The sequence below is a fragment of the Flavobacterium hydrophilum genome, assembly GCF_003202405.1.
In the GTDB taxonomy this organism is placed as follows: domain Bacteria; phylum Bacteroidota; class Bacteroidia; order Flavobacteriales; family Flavobacteriaceae; genus Flavobacterium; species Flavobacterium hydrophilum.
Window position 1 is genome coordinate 104,688 of the sequence record NZ_QJHL01000006.1, and the last position, 16,448, is coordinate 121,135.

Here is a 16,448-nt window from a genome sequence, read left to right on the forward strand (position 1 = left end):
AACAAATACAAAATGAAAGAATTAATAGTATCAGCATTGTTTTTATTGGCGGGAAATCTCGTTTTTTCGCAAAAAATGATAACCCGAACCGGAGAGGTGAAATTTGAAGCATCAATGCCTGCTTTTGAAGAAGTAGCAGCAACAAACAAAACAACTTCCTGTATTCTTGAGAAAAGTACAGGAGATTTTGTGGCATTGACTTTAATAAAATCATTCAAATTCAAAGCGCCGTTAATGGAAGAGCATTTTAATGAAAATTATATGGAATCTTCACAGTTTCCAAAAGCCACTTTTAAAGGGAAGATTTTAAATTTTGATGCCAAAAAATTATCAGCCACAAAAACTGCTTATGACTTAGAAGGTGATTTAACCATTCACGGTGTTACTAAAAAGATAAAAACTAAAATCAATCTTGTGCTAAGCGGAGCAAAAATTCTGGCAACAAGTGCAATTTCAGTTAAACCACAGGATTATAAAATTGAAATTCCAGGTTTGGTTAAAGGAAAAATTGCCGAGAATGTAAAAGTTTCAATGAATTTTATTCTTGAAGCTAATTAAGCCTATAACTTTTGAATGATGAAAAAACTATTAGTGTTAACCTTATTGTTATGCTTTTTTAATATGAAAGCACAAGACAAAAATGTTTTTGATATTGCCCGAAGCGGGACTTTAGATGAGATTCAGGATTTGAATAAGTCAAACCCGGGTTTAATTAATTCTGTAAACGAAAATAAAACAACCCCTTTGATTTTAGCCTGTTACAGAGGAAATATTGAGGTTGCCAAATTTTTGATAGAAAGCGTAAAAGATCTTAATTATAATTCTGATATGGGTACGGCACTTATGGCGGCAACTTACAAAAACCATCCTGAATTAGTAAAATTATTATTAGAGAAAAAAGCCAATCCAAATGCAACAGATGCCAATGGAACAACGGCATTGTCATTGGCTGTACAATTCAAAAACAGCTTTTTAGTGGAATTGCTTTTAGCGTATAAAGCCGACAAAACAATTAAAGATAATAAAGGAAAAACAGCATTTGAATATGCTGTTTTTTCTCAAAATGAACAAATCATCAACCTTTTAAAATAATTGATTATGAAGAAAATTACTCTTTTAGGACTTTTAGTAATTAGTCTAAGCAGCTTTGCCCAGCAAAAATCTACCGGAGATGTTACTTTGTCTACGAATATGACAGCGAATTTAACATTAAACAATACCACATCAAAAGCGACTTTAAAGCTTACCGGACCTTCAGACAGGTGGTTTGCTTTGCAATTTGGAAATTTTGGAGCAGGTGGCGGAATGGAAACCGGGGAAGATTTTGTTTATGCTAATGGAACCACATTAATAGACGGAAATCACGCCGGATATGCTCAATTTCCCAATACAGATGCCTCACAAAGCTGGACGGTGACTTCAAATACAGTAACTTCAGGAATTAGAACTATAATAGCTGAACGAAATTTATCAACCGGAGACGCAAATGATTATACCTTTAATTATGCTAATACGACTATTGATTTTGCCTGGTCACGAAGAAGTAATGCAGGATATGCGTTAAATAATCACGGAAGTGGTAATCGTGGTTATAATGTAAGTGTACCTTTGTCCGCTTCTTTAGGTGTAGATGATTTTAGTTTAAAAACTTCTGCTATTTATCCCAATCCGTCAAACGGCAATTTTAGTATTGAAACCAAAACTGGTTTAGACAAAATAAATGTCTATTCTCAAACAGGCACATTGGTTGAAACCATTAACATTGAAGGTAAATCTAATACTGTGGAAGTATCGTTGAAAAGTTTGCAAACAGGAGTTTATCTAATTGAATTGCAAAATGATCAGGAAAAAACCTGGAAAAAAATTATTATTAGATAGTTGAGAAGCTGTGCAGGAAACAGCTAAAATTAAAGATTGTTTAGTAAACGCCAGATATGTTTTTCGAATGAATAAATATGTTTGGCGTTTTTGTTTTCAGATATTGACTTGGTTTGGAGAAATGCAGTTATTATATTCAAAGTTTAATCTCTAAAAAGCACTATTTTTGCATTGTAATTAATTTTTTTAAAAAAAAACAATATGGAAGATTCAGTTGCAAGTGCCGAATTCCTTTTTGGTGAAGAAATTCAATGGGAAGTAGTTGGAGAAGGTGTAAAACGTAAAATTCTTGCTTTTGATAATCGCGTTATGTTAGTGAATGTATATTTTGAAACAGGAGCTGTAGGTGCTTTACACGAACATTATCATACTCAGGTAACTTATGTAGCAAAAGGCAAATTTGATGTTACCATAAACGGAGTAACAAAATTGTTAAAGGAAGGAGACAGTTTTTATATTCCGCCTCATGCAATTCATGGTGTTTTGTGTGTAGAAGAAGGAATGCTGACAGATGTTTTTAGTCCGATGCGTGAAGATTTCATGAAGTACTAAAATCATAAGAATTCACAAAACTTAAAATATATCGGACTCGAAATTTGAAAAATTTATACATTTTTTAAAGTTTTGATAAAGATTAGATTGGTATTTTTGCAAAATGAATTTATCCAAAACGAATGTCTTATTTATGGCAGTTTGCACTGGACTTATAGTTGCAAATCTGTATTACTGCCAGCCTTTAATTGTTTTAATTGCCAACGAATTTAAAATTCCTGAAGCTAATGCAGGCACAATAACCTACCTAACCCAGGCTGGATATGCCATTGGTTTGTTTTTTATGGTTCCGCTGGGCGATAAAATCGAACGCAAAAAACAAATCTTAATTACCACTTTTGCTTCTGTAATTGCCTTGATAATTGCAGCTACGGCAAAAAGTTTCCTGATATTGCAAATTGCTTCTGTACTTATAGGAGTTACTTCAATAGTACCACAGCTTATTTTACCTTTAGCAGCGTCATTAAGTGGTCATGAACAAAGAGGAAAAGTTATTGGAACTATTATGAGCGGCTTACTGGTTGGTATTTTACTTTCCAGAACTTTAAGCGGTTTTATTGGACAGTTTTTAGGCTGGAGATCTATGTTTTATATTGCTGCCGGAATTTGTCTTTTGATCTTTTTTGTCATTCAGAATAAATTCCCTGTCAATAAACCGCAGTTTCAGGGATCTTACGGCCAGTTAATCCAATCTCTTTTTACATTAATAAAAACGCAGCCTGTCCTGCGCGAAGCCACTTTAATAAATGTATTCAGTTTTGCTCAGTTTGGAGCTTTCTGGACTACTATGGTTTTATTGCTTTCGGGAGAGCCTTTTAATTTTAACAGTGCTACAATAGGTCTGTTCGGAATTGTTGGCGCTTCAGGAGCTTTGGCAGCGCCTTTAGTTGGAAAAATGGGAGACAAAGGAGGTTCAAGAGTAGCAGTTGGTTATGGTTGTTTATTAATACTAATCAGCTTTTTGGTTTTTTATTTTTCAATAGAAAGTGTTATCGGAATTGCTATTGGAATTGTATTTATTGACATCGGAATTCAGGGTGTTCATATTTCAAATCAAACCCGTGTGTATTCGTTACTTCCGGAAGCCAGAAACAGATTAAATACGGTTTTTATGTCGTTTAGCTTTTTAGGAACAGCAGCCGGATCAGCTTACGGGTTGTTATTATGGAAATTAGGAGGCTGGCACGCCGTAACTATCGGATGTGTGGGCTTGTCAATATTAGCCTTAACAGTTTACGGACTTACTTATAAATCAAAATCTAAAAAATAGAAAGCACAAATTGATATAAAATTAATTTGTAAATTTGCGTTCAATTAAAAAATAACAACAATGGAAAACGGAATATACGCTAAATTCAATACTAGTAAAGGTTCGATTTTAGTAAAATTAGCACACGAATTAGCACCAGGAACCGTAGGGAATTTTGTAGCTCTTGCAGAAGGAAATATGGAAAATAAAGTAAAACCTCAGGGACAAAAATTCTATGACGGTTTAACTTTTCACAGAGTTATTCCTGATTTTATGATTCAGGGTGGTTGTCCTAAAGGAACAGGAACTGGTGATCCGGGATATAAATTTGATGATGAATTTCACCCAAGTTTAAAACACGATCGTCCTGGAGTTTTGGCAATGGCAAATTCAGGACCTGCAAGTAACGGTTCTCAGTTTTATATCACACACGTTCCTACTTCATGGTTAGACAATAAACACACTGTTTTTGGACATGTTATCGAAGGTCAGGATGTTGTGGATGCTGTTGCTCAGGGAGATAATTTGGATGCTGTTGAAATTATCAGAGTTGGAGAAGAAGCTCAAAAATGGAATGCTATCGAAGCTTTTATTAGTTTAAAAGGAGCGCGTCTAAAAAGAGAAGCAGCTTTAAAAGCAGAATCTGAAGCAAAAATGGAGCAATTAGCTGCCGGTTTTGATAAAACAGATAGCGGTTTACGTTACAAAATGATTCAAAAAGGAGATGGTAAAAAAGCTGAAGCCGGAAAAACTGTTTCTGTACACTACGAAGGATCTTTAGAAAATGGAAAAGTTTTTGATTCTTCTTACCCAAGAAAAAAACCAATCGAATTCAGATTAGGTCAGGGTCAGGTTATCGAAGGATGGGATGAAGGTATTGCTTTATTACAAGTAGGAGACAAAGCTCGTTTTGTAATTCCGTCTGATTTAGCATATGGACCATCAGGTGCAGGAGGTGTAATTCCTCCACATGCTACTCTAATTTTTGATGTAGAATTAATGGATGTAAAATAAGATTTTTAGATGCATTTATAATAATGTCCCATTCGGTTTCCGGATGGGATTTTTTTTGCTTCTGTAAAAAAAATATAGAAATAAAAAAAACACCTTCATTGATGAGGTGTTTTAAAAATTAAGAATTCGATACAGAAGCATTGTTTACTTCAATGATTTTTAATGTTTTTATTCCGGCAGGTAATTCCCAGTCTACTTGGTCGTTTTCTTTAAAACCAATTATGGCAACACTTAAAGGCGCTAAAATTGATATTTTTCTCTCTTTAACATCGGATAAAGAAGGCAAAACAATTTGAATTTTCATTTGTTTATTTGCTTTTACATCCTCAATTGTTACATGCGAATTGATTCGGATAACAGAATTGTCGAGAAGACTTTCTTCACTGATAATGGCACGGTCTAACTCTTGAGAAAGCAGTCCTGCTTCTTTGGCGTTTGTGTCATTTTTACTTTTTAATATCAATTCCCGTAAGAACTGATAATCTTTTTTGCAGAAAATAGGTGTTGGTTTCATTTTTTTTATTGTTATTAATATTGATAATCAGTTTGTTGTGTAAAAATTAAGATTGCACTAATATGCAAATTGAAATCTGTGTTTCGAGTTTTGGTTGTGTGGAAATAGTTATTTTATTTGAAAGAAGAAATCCCTCAAATAGAAAAACATAATTAAAACTGTGTAAAAATCCTCCGTCTGAAAGAAGAAAATGAAATAGACGGAGGCCTAATTAATAAAGGCCTTATTGTGTGAAATAATTACAGCCGCAATTGGTTTCCTCCTAAGGGGAAACAGTAGTGTATAAGCTATAAATAATATAATATTCACCATTCTATAAAATGTACTGGAATTGTAAAGATAAGAAAACGGAATTAAATAAAATCTATTTCCATTTAATGTTACAGCCGATGCTTGGTTTTTGGGTTTCATTTAAACTTCTGTTGTAAATCAAAGCATCAATAGCACTCCGTAAATCGTTTCCGCTTAAAGGAATTCCGTTTCCGGGTCTTGAATCATCTAATTGACCTCTGTAAGATAAACGGTTTTGATTATCAAACAGATAAAAATCAGGAGTACAGGCTGCATCATAGGCTTTTGCTACTTCCTGTGTTTCATCAAATAAATAAGGAAAATCTATTTTATTTTCAAAAGCAAATTCAGTCATCATTTCTGGTGAATCCTGTGGGAATTTCTCAATATCATTACTCGAAATCGCAATAATACCAATTCCCTGAACCCGATAATCATTAGCAATCATGACAATTTCTTTGATTACATGAAGTACAAAAGGACAATGATTGCACATAAAAATGACAAGTGTACCTTTAGATCCTTTTAAATCTTCAAAAGAATATTCATGATTAGAATTGGTATCTTTTAGATAGAAGTTTGGAGAAATAGTCCCAAGCGGAATCATATTTGAAGGAGTTCGTGCCATTTTTTCTAGAGAATTAGTTATTCAAAAATAACTTTTAATTCTGTAAAAGAAAGTGACGCCTGTAAAAAATATATCCAAAGAAATTATAGAAGTAAAGTTCTTTGGATATAAATTATTTTTTATGCGTTTAAGAAGTTGAGCAGGTCCTGGTTCAAACGGTCTTTTTCTGTGTAGAATAATCCGTGCGGTGCGCCTTCATAAATTACAAAAGTATTGTTAGCTATGGCTTCAGCAGTTTTTTGAGAACTCACTTCAATTGGAACATTCTTATCATCATCTCCATGAATAATCAAGGTAGGAACTTTTATGGCTTGCAGTTCATCCCTAAAATCTGTATTCGATAAAGATTCTGCACATTTTAATGTTGCTCTTGGAGAAGCTAATGAACATAGATTTCTGTAATATTCTAATAAAGGAGTACTTAGTGGTTTGTTGATTATATTAACGCCAAAAAAAGTTTTTCCAAAATTTTCAAGAAACCCTATTCTGTCTTCTCTTATTGCATCCGCAGTTGCTTCGCCTTTTTCTTTTGGGCGCCCTTCGGGATTATCATCTGTTTTTAATAAAAAAGGAATAATTGATGAAATTAAAGCTGCTTTTGTAACGCCTTTTCCAGCATGACGGCTGAAATAGCGTACGACTTCGCCACCTCCCATAGAAAAGCCTACAAGTGTGGCATTTTCTAATTGAAGCTGCTCTATAATTTCTTTTAAATCATCTGACAATGTATCGTAATCATAACCATCCCAAGGTTGTGATGATTTACCAAAACCACGACGATCATATGCGATTACCCTAAAGTTATTCTGAACTAAAAATTCAATTTGATATTCCCACATTTCATTAGAAAGCGGCCATCCATGAATCAAAATTACAGGTTTTCCTTTTCCGTAATCTCTCACATAAAGTTTTACATTTTGGGCAGTTTCAATGTATTTATCTGTGTTTTGGAGTTGAATATCAAATTCTGAATCTCTAAGAGATATATTGGCGTGTGTTAGACTATTTTCCATTTCCGTATTTTTAGTTGGCTAATAATTTGATTTGTAAAATTAAAACCATAGCTAAAAAAAGGGTTATAGAATTAGTATCATTTAATTACAAAATTAATAGGTTTGCAAATAAACTAAGAAATAAAATGGATTTAACCTGGAACGAATTTGAAAGAAGCGACATGCGTGTTGGAACCATAATCGAGATAAATGATTTTCCTGAAGCGAGAAAACCAGCCTATCAGCTTACAATTGATTTTGGATCCGAAATTGGTATTCGAAAATCATCGGCACAAATTACAAAGCGTTATCAAAAAGAAGATTTGCTCAATCGGCAGATTGTGGCTGTTGTAAATTTTCCTAAAAAACAAATAGGAAAATTTATGAGTGAATGTCTGGTATTGGGAGCAGTAGGTGAGGAGGGAGACGTAATTTTATTAGCTCCCGATTTTAAAATAGAAAATGGTTTGCGAATAGGCTAAATAATTTTCAGTCACAGCATAAAAGCTGAGACTGAAAATCTTTAAAATTATTTTAGTTTTTCGATCAGCTTCTGCAAAATTAACTGTCCTTCTTCCCAATATTTTAAATCAGAATCAGAGTTGATATGTCCTTGCTGTCCCACATTTATAAAATCGCTTCCCCACATTTTTGCAAAATATTGTTTTCTTTCGAAAGAAGCATACGGGTCATTTTCGCTCGCCACTACAATTGAAGGAAATGGCAATTGATAAAGTGGCATTGGTGAAAAATTTCGAATAATATCTGGTGTATGTTTTGGCGAATCAACATCTGCGGGAGCTACCAGTAAAGCTCCAATTATATTTTTATTATTATTTGTTTCTGCCCAATGTAATACTAAGGAAACTGCCAGACTATGCGCCACTAAAATCGTTGGGCGTTCCAATTTGCCTATTTCTTCATTTAATCTTTTAAGCCATTCTTCCCGAACTGGTTCATCCCAATTGTCCTGAATCAAACGAATCGAGTTTTTGAATTTTTCGTGCCAAAAGGTTTGCCAGTGTTTCTCACCTGAATTTCCCAGTCCGGGTAAAATTAATAGTTGTGTCTCCATTGCCGTGGATTTTTTAAATAATTATTTTTTAGGTTGCTTTTCTTTTATAATGCGGTTTACTTCGTTTACAAGTAATGGAAAACCAGGTTCAGTCATACCATGGCCATATCCATCTAATTTGTAAAGCTTGGTTTGTTTATGTCCCACAAGTTTCATCATACGTTCCATATAAGCATTTTCTTCATATCTGCCTAACATTTCCAGTTCACGATCTCCGGTAATTAATAAAACAGGGGGAGCATCTGAACGAACATAAAATAAAGGGGCAAAAGTATCAATTGTTGGTTGTTTTTCAGGAATTCCGTTTTCTCTTCTAATTTCAAAATGGGTAATGCATTGGCTGCTAAACGGAATTAATCCTGCAATTTTATTGGCATCAATGTTTTCTTTTTGCAACCATTTTTTATCCAGACCAGTCATTAATGTAAGATAAGCGCCGGCAGAATGCCCTGATACAAAAATTAAGGAAGTATCGCCTCCGTAACCTGCAATGTTATTAAAAGCCCAGGCTACAGCTGCTGCTGCATCTTCAATACATTTTGCGGCTTTTACTTTTGGAGATAACCTGTAATTAACACCAATAATGGCAAAACCTTTATTTTTTAATGCTTCGGGTATTTCTTTGCTTCCGCCAGTTAATCCACCGCCATGAAACCAGACTATGGTGGCAAATCCTTTGATGTTTTTAGGGTAATAAATATCTAAAACGCATCTTTCATTAATGTAGGAGTCAGATTTATTGGTTGCTGCACTGTAATATTGAATGTTTTCTTTTACATCATATTCTGATTTTTGAGCAAAAGAGGAAATTCCAACAATAAACAAACTAAGTAAAAATGCTATTTTCTTCATATATAAATTATTTTATTCAATTTTAAAATCACCTTCCAAACCATTTTCAGCATGAGAAGCGATCCAGACTTTAAAATCACCCGGTTCTGTTTTCAGTTCCATTTTATCATTATAAAAAGCAAGGTCTGAAACAGGAATTGAAAATTGTACAGTCTTAGATTCTTTAGGCTTTAATTCGATTTGTACAAAATCTTTAAGTTCCCTGACAGGTCTGACAATACTTCCTGTAATATCACGAACGTATAATTGAACAGTTTCTGTTCCTGTATGGTTTCCTGTATTGGTAATAACGGCAGAAACGTTCAATTTTTCGTTGTTATTATTTTTTAGGACTGCTTTCTCGATTTTTAAAGTATCATAAGAGAAAGTTGTATAGCTCAATCCAAATCCAAAAGGAAACTGAGGCTCATATCCCGCATCCAGATAATGCGAATTATTGCCTAAAGAACTTTGCCATGCTTCGACAGGAATGTCCTGAATAGCCACAAAAGTTGTGGGATCTGCAGGTCTTCCTGTATTGGGATGATTATAATAAATAGGAATCTGACCGACTTCTTTCGGCCAGGTTACAGGTAGTTTTCCTGAAGGGTTTACAGTTCCCAAAATCACATCAGAAATTGCCGGACCAGCCATAGTTCCAGGATGCCATGCCATAATTAATGCATTTACATTTGGTAAAACAGCTCCCAGAGTTATTGGTCTTCCTGCCATTACAATTACTATTATTGGTTTTCCTGTTTTTTGTAATTCTGCTATTAATTTTTCCTGTAATCCGGGTAAATTAATATTTGCCCGTGAATGTGCTTCTCCCGAAAGAATTGCTTCTTCTCCTGCAAAAAATAAAATAATGTCTGATTTTTTAGCTTCTGCGATTGCGGATGCAAATCCTTCTTCAGATAACGAACGGCTGTGAGAAAGTCCGGAAGCATAAAATACATTATTTTCTCCAAAACTATTTTGCAAGGCTTTAAGAGGAGTTTGTGAATCTGCTTTGTTACCGTCAAAAATCCATGTGCCTAATTGTTCTCTTGCAGCATCTGCCAATGGGCCAATTACTGCTATTTTTTGATTGGTTTTTAGAGGCAAAATTTGATTTTCATTTTTTAATAGCACGCAGCTTTTACTGGCAGCTGTTCTGGCAGTTTGTAAAGCATCTGCATTTAGCAATGAAAATTTTTCACGGTCTTTAAAATAAGGATTATCAAAAACCCCGGCTCTGAATTTTATTCTCAAAATATTGCGTACCATGTCATCTAATTGCTTTTCAGAAATTTTCTTTTCAGCAATCAGCGCTTTTAAATGATTTGCATAGGACAAACTGGTCATTTCCATGTCAAGTCCTGCTGATGCAGATTTAAATGCGGCATCTTTTTCATCGACGGCATAACCATGTGGAATCATTTCAGTAACTGAATTCCAGTCACTCACAACGAAACCATCGTATTTCCATTCTTCACGTAAAATTTTCCTGAGCAAAAAGCTGTTTCCTGAAGCCGGAATTCCGTTAAGATCATTAAAAGAACTCATGAACGTTGCTACCCCTGATTTTGCTGCTGCTTCAAAAGGTTTTAAATATACATTTCGAAGTAATGATTCAGAAATGTTAACAGTGTTGTAATCTCTTCCTCCCTCAGCTGCACCGTAGGCTGCGAAATGTTTTGCACAGGCTAAAATTTGTCCGGGAACAGAAGGATCATTTCCCTGAAATCCTTTAATATATGCAGTTCCTAATCTGGATGCCAATAAAGGATCTTCGCCGGGAGATTCTGCAATTCTTCCCCAGCGGGCATCTCTGGCGATATCGACCATTGGGGCGTATGTCCAGTTAATGCATCTTGAATAGGATTCATTAGCTGCAATTTTTGATGTTTTTTCAACTAATTCTATATCCCAGGATGCAGCCAATCCTAATGGAATCGGAAAAATAGTTTTGTATCCGTGAATGACATCCCTGCCAAACAATAGCGGAATATGATTTGGACTTTCTTCTACGGCAATTTTTTGTATTTCAAGGACAAGATTGGGTTCTGTCAGGTTTAAAATAGCACCAACTAACCCCATTCGGACTTCTTTTTTAAGCTCTTCAGATAATCCTTTACTACGGCTGGAAGTCCCTTTCAGACATCCCTGACCAATTTTTTGTTCCAAAGTCATATTTTTTATGACCTTGTCTATCTTTTTTTCAATATTTAAATCTGATTTTTGGCTGTACGATATTGAACTTATGCAGAGAGAAAATAATAAACAATAAAGTAGTCTTGTGGTTAATGTTTTCAAGGTTAGCGGTTTTAAGAAATTAAATATATAAAAAAAGTCCAAAATGCAGGACATATTGGACTCGTACTTTTTGAAAAGTTTATATATAGATTAAATATCGTCAAAATCAATATCTGTAAAGCTTGATCTGTGCTCTTCCGTTTTATCAGAACTATATTCTTTCTTAAAATCTTTTTGATGTCTTTCAGATATTACTTCTTCACCTTTGTGGTTCAGTACATAAGAAGTCATTTCTTCTAAAATTTCAGCAAAAGAGCTAAAATCTTCCTTGTACAAATAGATTTTGTGTTTTTTAAAATGAAAAGAACCATCCTCTTCTGTAAATTTTTTACTTTCAGTAATCGTGATATAATAATCGTCAGCTTTAGTAGCTCTCACATCAAAGAAATAAGTTCTTCTTCCTGCTCGTAATACTTTAGAAAAAATCTCTTCTTTTTCTAACATGTCGTTTTCTCTCATAATACGTTCTATCATTTTGGAATTAATAGTAACCAAAAATCATAAAAAAATATCTATTACGCAACATTTAAAGTAATTCTTTTTCCGAAAGTTGTTTTAAATATAACGATGAATAGTAGCCTTCCTGATTTATTAATTGATTATGAGAACCTTGTTGTATAATTTTACCATCTTCCAGAATGATTATTTTATCGGCATTTTTGGCTGATGAAACACGATGACTAACTATAATAGTTGTTTTGTCTTTGCAAATTTCAAATAAATTGTTCAAAATTGTTTCTTCGGTTTCGGTGTCAACAGCTGACAGACAATCATCAAAAAGTAAAATAGCAGGATTTTTAATAATCGCCCTTGCAATAGATACACGCTGCTTTTGTCCGCCTGAAAGTGTGATTCCTCTTTCTCCTAAAATGGTATCGTATTGTTTATTAAATGCGATAATGTTGTCATGAACTACTGCATTTTTGGCTGCAGTAATTACTTCTTCATCCGTTGCATTCTGATTACCGAATTTGATATTGTTTTTAATGGTATCCGAAAACAAGAAAGCATCCTGAGGCACTATTCCGATGTTGTTTCTTAAATCGTTAAGATTCAAAGTACGGATTTCATTACCGTCAATTGTGATTGTTCCCTCAGTAACGTCATACAAACGTGAAATTAAAGATAATATAGTTGATTTCCCTGAGCCCGTCTTCCCCAAAATAGCCAGTGTTTCTCCTTTTTTAACAGTGAACGTTACATTTTTTAAAGCCTCAATATTAGTATCCTGATAAGTAAAACTTACATTTTCAAAAGCAATTGAACCCTGAATATCTGATGAATCCGGATTGTTGTTTTTAATTTCTGGTTCAATTTTCAAAAATTCATTTAACCGTTTTTGAGAAGCTTCGGCCTCCTGAACCATTGAGGAAACCCAACCCAAAGAGGCAACTGGCCAGGTAAGCATGTTGACGTATAAAATGAATTCGGCAATTGTTCCAATGTTTGGGATTGTTCCGTTAATGTACATCACACCCCCAAAATAAATAACAACCAGATTACTGATTCCGATAAGGGCAATCATCAAAGGACCAAACAGCGACTGAACTCTCGCCAGACTTAAACTTTTGCTTTTACTTTCATCAGATAAGGCAATCATATTATTCTGATGCTGATTTTCTAGTGAATACGCTTTTATTACCCGTATTCCGGAAAATATTTCTTGGGTAAAACTGGAAACTTTTGATAAATATTGCTGAAAAGTGGTACTTCGTTTATTGATTTCAGAACTCAGTTTGAAAATGCAATAGGATAGAATAGGCAGAGGAAGAAGCGTATATAAAGTTAATAACGGAGAAACATTATACATATATATAATAACAATCGCAAAACGTATAAAAGTGTTGATTGTATACATAACCGCAGGGCCAACGTACATTCTCACTTTTGATACATCTTCACTGATTCGGTTCATTAAATCTCCCGTTCGGTTTTGTTTGTAGAAATTTTGAGAAAGATTCTGGTATTGGCCGAAAACCTCATTTTTTAAATCAAATTCAATGTGCCGAGACATTACAATTAAGGTCTGACGCATTAAAAAAGTTAAAAAACCTGCTACAATTGCACTTCCTATGATTAAGAGGACGTTATGAATTAATTCCTGTCTGTAGTAGCCAATTATTATAGAAGATTTTTGATCGGTATCTGATAATTTTAGAAATTGCTCAATTACATCAAAAGACTCGCTAACTAACTTTGGTGTGAACAGGAAAAATATTTGTGCGATTATAGTGATTAAAATTCCAAAGGAAAAACTGTATTTATACTTAATGAAATATTTGTTTAAATAGCTTAATTCTTTCATTTTTTTAAGAAATGTGATATTGGATTGATTTAAAATTTTGAATTATTATGAATTAAAAGTATAATAAATTGAAATTTAATCAAAATAATTATATTGTAAAATTATTAATTTAAAGTTTAAAAATTAGCACATATGTATTTTTTATGTATGTTTGGGTTGTCTTTTTGACGAATTCATAATTTTAACTAAATAATACTAGCGCTATGGATGCAACTTTCGCAACTGGAAAGGAACTTCAAAAAATGGATCCTGTTTTTGGTCAGTTATCTTTTAACGATCACGAACAAATTGTATTTTGCAATGACAAAGATACAGGTTTAAAAGCAATTATTGGTATTCATAATTCGGTTATGGGACCGGCTTTGGGAGGTACAAGAATGTGGAATTATGCTACCGAATGGGAAGCATTAAACGATGTTTTGCGTCTTTCAAGAGGTATGACATATAAATCTGCTATAACCGGACTTAATATTGGCGGAGGTAAAGCAGTGATTATTGGTGATGCTAAAACCCAAAAAACACCGGAGCTGATGCGTAAGTTTGGTGAGTTTGTTCATTCTCTAAGCGGAAGATATATTACAGCTGAAGATGTTGGAATGGAAACAAAAGACATGGACACTGTAAGAGATGTAACCCCTTATGTTACCGGAATCTCTGAAGAAAGAGGCGGTTCCGGAAATCCTTCGCCTGTTACAGCTTATGGAGTGTATTTAGGGATGAAAGCTGCTGCTAAAAGTCAGTTTGGTTCTGATGTTTTAGAGGGGAAAAAAGTTTTGGTTCAGGGAATTGGACATGTGGGGGAAACTTTGGTTGAATATTTAACGAAAGAAGGAGCGCAGGTAACGATTACTGATATTAATGAAGAAAAATTATATCAGGTTGCTCAAAAATATAACGCAAGTATTTACACTGGCGAAGATTTATATACTGCAGATGTTGATATTTACGCACCATGTGCAATGGGAGCCACAATCAACGACGCTACAATAGAAAAAATTAAGGCAAAAGTGATTGCGGGTGCTGCAAACAACCAGTTGGCAGATGAAAATATTCACGGAGCAAGATTGCAGGAAAGAGGAATTTTATATGCTCCGGATTTCTTAATCAACGCTGGTGGAATTATCAATGTTTATGCAGAATTGGCACATTATGGAAAGGCTGAAATCATGAGTAAAACCGAAAATATCTACAATACTACTTTAGAAATTATCGATTTTGCAGCCAAAAATGGCTTAACAACGCATAAAGCTGCACTTACAATTGCTCAGAATCGTATTGATCAGAGAAAAATAGAAAACAGCAAAAAATAATTTAAACATTAGTTTAATTCTCAATCTCAGTTTTAAGTTTCAGTTTAGGCTGTTGCTTAAAACTGAGATTTTTTTTAGATTGAAACTTAATTAGGTTTTTCAAGACTTTTTTTATCCTATTAAATTTTAATATAACCTCTTTAATTCTTATTTTTGCAGACTAATTTTTAAAAGTTCTTACAAGGTGGTAAATAGAAGACACTTACGCGTTAAAGTCATGCAATCCATTTATGCAATGCATCAAAGCGGTTCTGATAATCTGGAAAAAGAAGAAAAATTTCTTTTTTACAGTATAGATAATATTCAGGATTTATATCTTATAATGCTTTCTTCATTGATTGAAATTTGCAAAAAAGAATCAGTTTTTTTACATCTTTCAAGTAAAAAACATCTTGCAACTGCAGCAGAACGTAATCCGAATGAAAAATTTATCAAAAACAAAATTTTTCAGCTTCTTGCCGAAAGCAACTCCCTTAGCATCGCTTTAGAAAATCGTAAAATCAATAATTGGTCATTGAACGATGATTATATTTTATTGCTTTTAAATGATATTAAGGCAAGTGAATTGTATACGAAATACATGAGTAATAATGTGAATACTTTTGAAGAAGACAGACAATTTGTAATTGATTTGTTTTCCGAAATTATTGTTCCGAATGAAAAATTATATGAGTATCTGGAAGATGATAAGTTAACCTGGGTTGATGATATCCCGGTGGTAAATACGCATATTATTAAACAATTAAAAGCCATTAAAACAGAAAATCCGGATGACTTTAGGGTTCCGAAATTGTACAAGGACGTAGAAGACAGGGATTTTGCTAAAGATTTGTTCAGAAGGACAGTTTTAAACGAATCAGTATTAGCAAAAGAATACGATGATAAAACGCCAAACTGGGATAGTGAAAGAATAGCTGAAATAGATACCATTATCCTGAAAATGGCAATCTGCGAATTTTTAAAGTTTCCTTCAATTCCGGTAAAAGTAACTCTTAACGAATATTTAGAAATTGCCAAAGAGTATTCTACGCCAAAAAGCAGTATTTTTATCAACGGAATTTTAGATAATCTTGTAAAAGAACTTACCGCTAATAAAAAGATGGTTAAGGTTGGAAGAGGTTTAATGTAAGATTTTAAAATATTAAATAATAAATCAAAAACAGAATTTAAATTATGGGACAATTAACTCAATTTGCGCCATTTCTATTGATGTTTGTGGTAATCTATTTCTTTATGATCAGACCACAGCAAAAAAGAGCAAAAAACGAAAAAGAATTTGAAAGCAGCCTAAAGGTTGGTGACAAAATAATTACTAAAAGTGGTTTTCACGGTAAAGTAGTTGAACTTGCAGAGACTACAGTTGTAATCGAAACAATGTCCGGGAAATTAAAATTAGAGCGTTCTGCGATTTCTATGGAAATGAGTGCTGCTTTGAATGCTAAAAAAGCTTAGTTTTTTTTAAATCCCAATAGTATATAAATCCCAAATTCCAATTTTAAAACTGGAGTTTG

At 33.7% G+C, this 16,448-nt stretch carries 18 protein-coding genes; 10 read left to right on the top strand and 8 right to left on the bottom strand.

What is annotated here, in order from left to right:
* Positions 1-12: 12 nt before the first annotated feature.
* The 6 genes from DMB68_RS20390 (at position 13) to DMB68_RS20415 (ending at position 4,693) form a co-directional block, all read left to right on the top strand.
* Positions 13-558, top strand: a complete 546-nt coding sequence (locus DMB68_RS20390; protein ID WP_110348482.1) for a YceI family protein — start codon at positions 13-15, stop codon at positions 556-558.
* 63 nt (positions 559-621) lie between these two features.
* Positions 622-1,092, top strand: a complete 471-nt coding sequence (locus tag DMB68_RS20395; protein ID WP_231131703.1) for an ankyrin repeat domain-containing protein — start codon at positions 622-624, stop codon at positions 1,090-1,092.
* 6 nt (positions 1,093-1,098) lie between these two features.
* A complete protein-coding gene (locus DMB68_RS20400) occupies positions 1,099-1,878 on the top strand; it encodes a T9SS type A sorting domain-containing protein (RefSeq protein WP_110348484.1) in 780 nt (259 codons plus the stop codon).
* A 201-nt stretch (positions 1,879-2,079) separates the two neighbouring features.
* The gene (locus tag DMB68_RS20405) at positions 2,080-2,430 is read left to right on the top strand and encodes a cupin domain-containing protein (RefSeq protein ID WP_110348485.1); all 351 of its coding nucleotides are present in this window, start codon (positions 2,080-2,082) and stop codon (positions 2,428-2,430) included.
* 133 nt (positions 2,431-2,563) lie between these two features.
* The gene (locus tag DMB68_RS20410; protein WP_231131705.1) at positions 2,564-3,700 is read left to right on the top strand and encodes an MFS transporter; all 1,137 of its coding nucleotides are present in this window, start codon (positions 2,564-2,566) and stop codon (positions 3,698-3,700) included.
* A gap of 60 nt (positions 3,701-3,760) precedes the next feature.
* A complete protein-coding gene (locus DMB68_RS20415; protein ID WP_110348487.1) occupies positions 3,761-4,693 on the top strand; it encodes a peptidylprolyl isomerase in 933 nt (310 codons plus the stop codon).
* 118 nt (positions 4,694-4,811) lie between these two features.
* Here the strand turns inward: DMB68_RS20415 and DMB68_RS20420 are convergent, their stop codons facing one another.
* The 3 genes from DMB68_RS20420 to DMB68_RS20430 form a co-directional block, all read right to left on the bottom strand.
* The gene (locus tag DMB68_RS20420; RefSeq protein WP_110348488.1) at positions 4,812-5,207 is read right to left on the bottom strand and encodes a GreA/GreB family elongation factor; all 396 of its coding nucleotides are present in this window, start codon (positions 5,205-5,207) and stop codon (positions 4,812-4,814) included.
* Positions 5,208-5,571: 364 nt separating this feature from the next.
* Complete coding sequence (locus tag DMB68_RS20425) at positions 5,572-6,126, bottom strand: thioredoxin family protein (RefSeq protein ID WP_110348489.1); 555 nt, start codon at positions 6,124-6,126, stop codon at positions 5,572-5,574.
* 119 nt (positions 6,127-6,245) lie between these two features.
* A complete protein-coding gene (locus DMB68_RS20430) occupies positions 6,246-7,139 on the bottom strand; it encodes an alpha/beta fold hydrolase (RefSeq protein ID WP_110348490.1) in 894 nt (297 codons plus the stop codon).
* Positions 7,140-7,264: 125 nt separating this feature from the next.
* Between DMB68_RS20430 and DMB68_RS20435 the strand changes: the two genes are divergently transcribed.
* Complete coding sequence (locus tag DMB68_RS20435) at positions 7,265-7,600, top strand: tRNA-binding protein (RefSeq protein ID WP_110348491.1); 336 nt, start codon at positions 7,265-7,267, stop codon at positions 7,598-7,600.
* A gap of 47 nt (positions 7,601-7,647) precedes the next feature.
* Here DMB68_RS20435 and DMB68_RS20440 read toward each other — a convergent pair whose 3' ends face one another.
* The 5 genes from DMB68_RS20440 to DMB68_RS20460 form a co-directional block, all read right to left on the bottom strand.
* Positions 7,648-8,193 (bottom strand): RBBP9/YdeN family alpha/beta hydrolase, encoded by a 546-nt coding sequence (locus tag DMB68_RS20440; protein ID WP_110348492.1) that lies wholly within the window; start codon positions 8,191-8,193, stop codon positions 7,648-7,650.
* 21 nt (positions 8,194-8,214) lie between these two features.
* Complete coding sequence (locus DMB68_RS20445) at positions 8,215-9,045, bottom strand: alpha/beta hydrolase (protein WP_110348493.1); 831 nt, start codon at positions 9,043-9,045, stop codon at positions 8,215-8,217.
* Between the two features lie 12 nt (positions 9,046-9,057).
* Positions 9,058-11,199, bottom strand: coding sequence for a glycoside hydrolase family 3 N-terminal domain-containing protein (locus DMB68_RS20450; protein ID WP_196783714.1), 2,142 nt, complete (start codon positions 11,197-11,199; stop codon positions 9,058-9,060).
* A gap of 213 nt (positions 11,200-11,412) precedes the next feature.
* Entirely contained in the window at positions 11,413-11,781 is a 369-nt protein-coding gene (locus tag DMB68_RS20455) for a PUR family DNA/RNA-binding protein (protein ID WP_110348587.1), read from the bottom strand.
* 67 nt (positions 11,782-11,848) lie between these two features.
* Positions 11,849-13,627, bottom strand: a complete 1,779-nt coding sequence (locus DMB68_RS20460) for an ABC transporter ATP-binding protein (protein ID WP_110348495.1) — start codon at positions 13,625-13,627, stop codon at positions 11,849-11,851.
* Between the two features lie 203 nt (positions 13,628-13,830).
* Here DMB68_RS20460 and DMB68_RS20465 point away from each other — a divergent pair, with 203 nt between their 5' ends.
* The 3 genes from DMB68_RS20465 (at position 13,831) to yajC (ending at position 16,389) form a co-directional block, all read left to right on the top strand.
* Entirely contained in the window at positions 13,831-14,937 is a 1,107-nt protein-coding gene (locus DMB68_RS20465; protein WP_110348496.1) for a Glu/Leu/Phe/Val family dehydrogenase, read from the top strand.
* Between the two features lie 217 nt (positions 14,938-15,154).
* Complete coding sequence (nusB, locus tag DMB68_RS20470; RefSeq protein ID WP_110348497.1) at positions 15,155-16,066, top strand: transcription antitermination factor NusB; 912 nt, start codon at positions 15,155-15,157, stop codon at positions 16,064-16,066.
* 44 nt (positions 16,067-16,110) lie between these two features.
* Entirely contained in the window at positions 16,111-16,389 is a 279-nt protein-coding gene (yajC, locus tag DMB68_RS20475) for a preprotein translocase subunit YajC (RefSeq protein ID WP_110348498.1), read from the top strand.
* Positions 16,390-16,448: the final 59 nt, after the last annotated feature.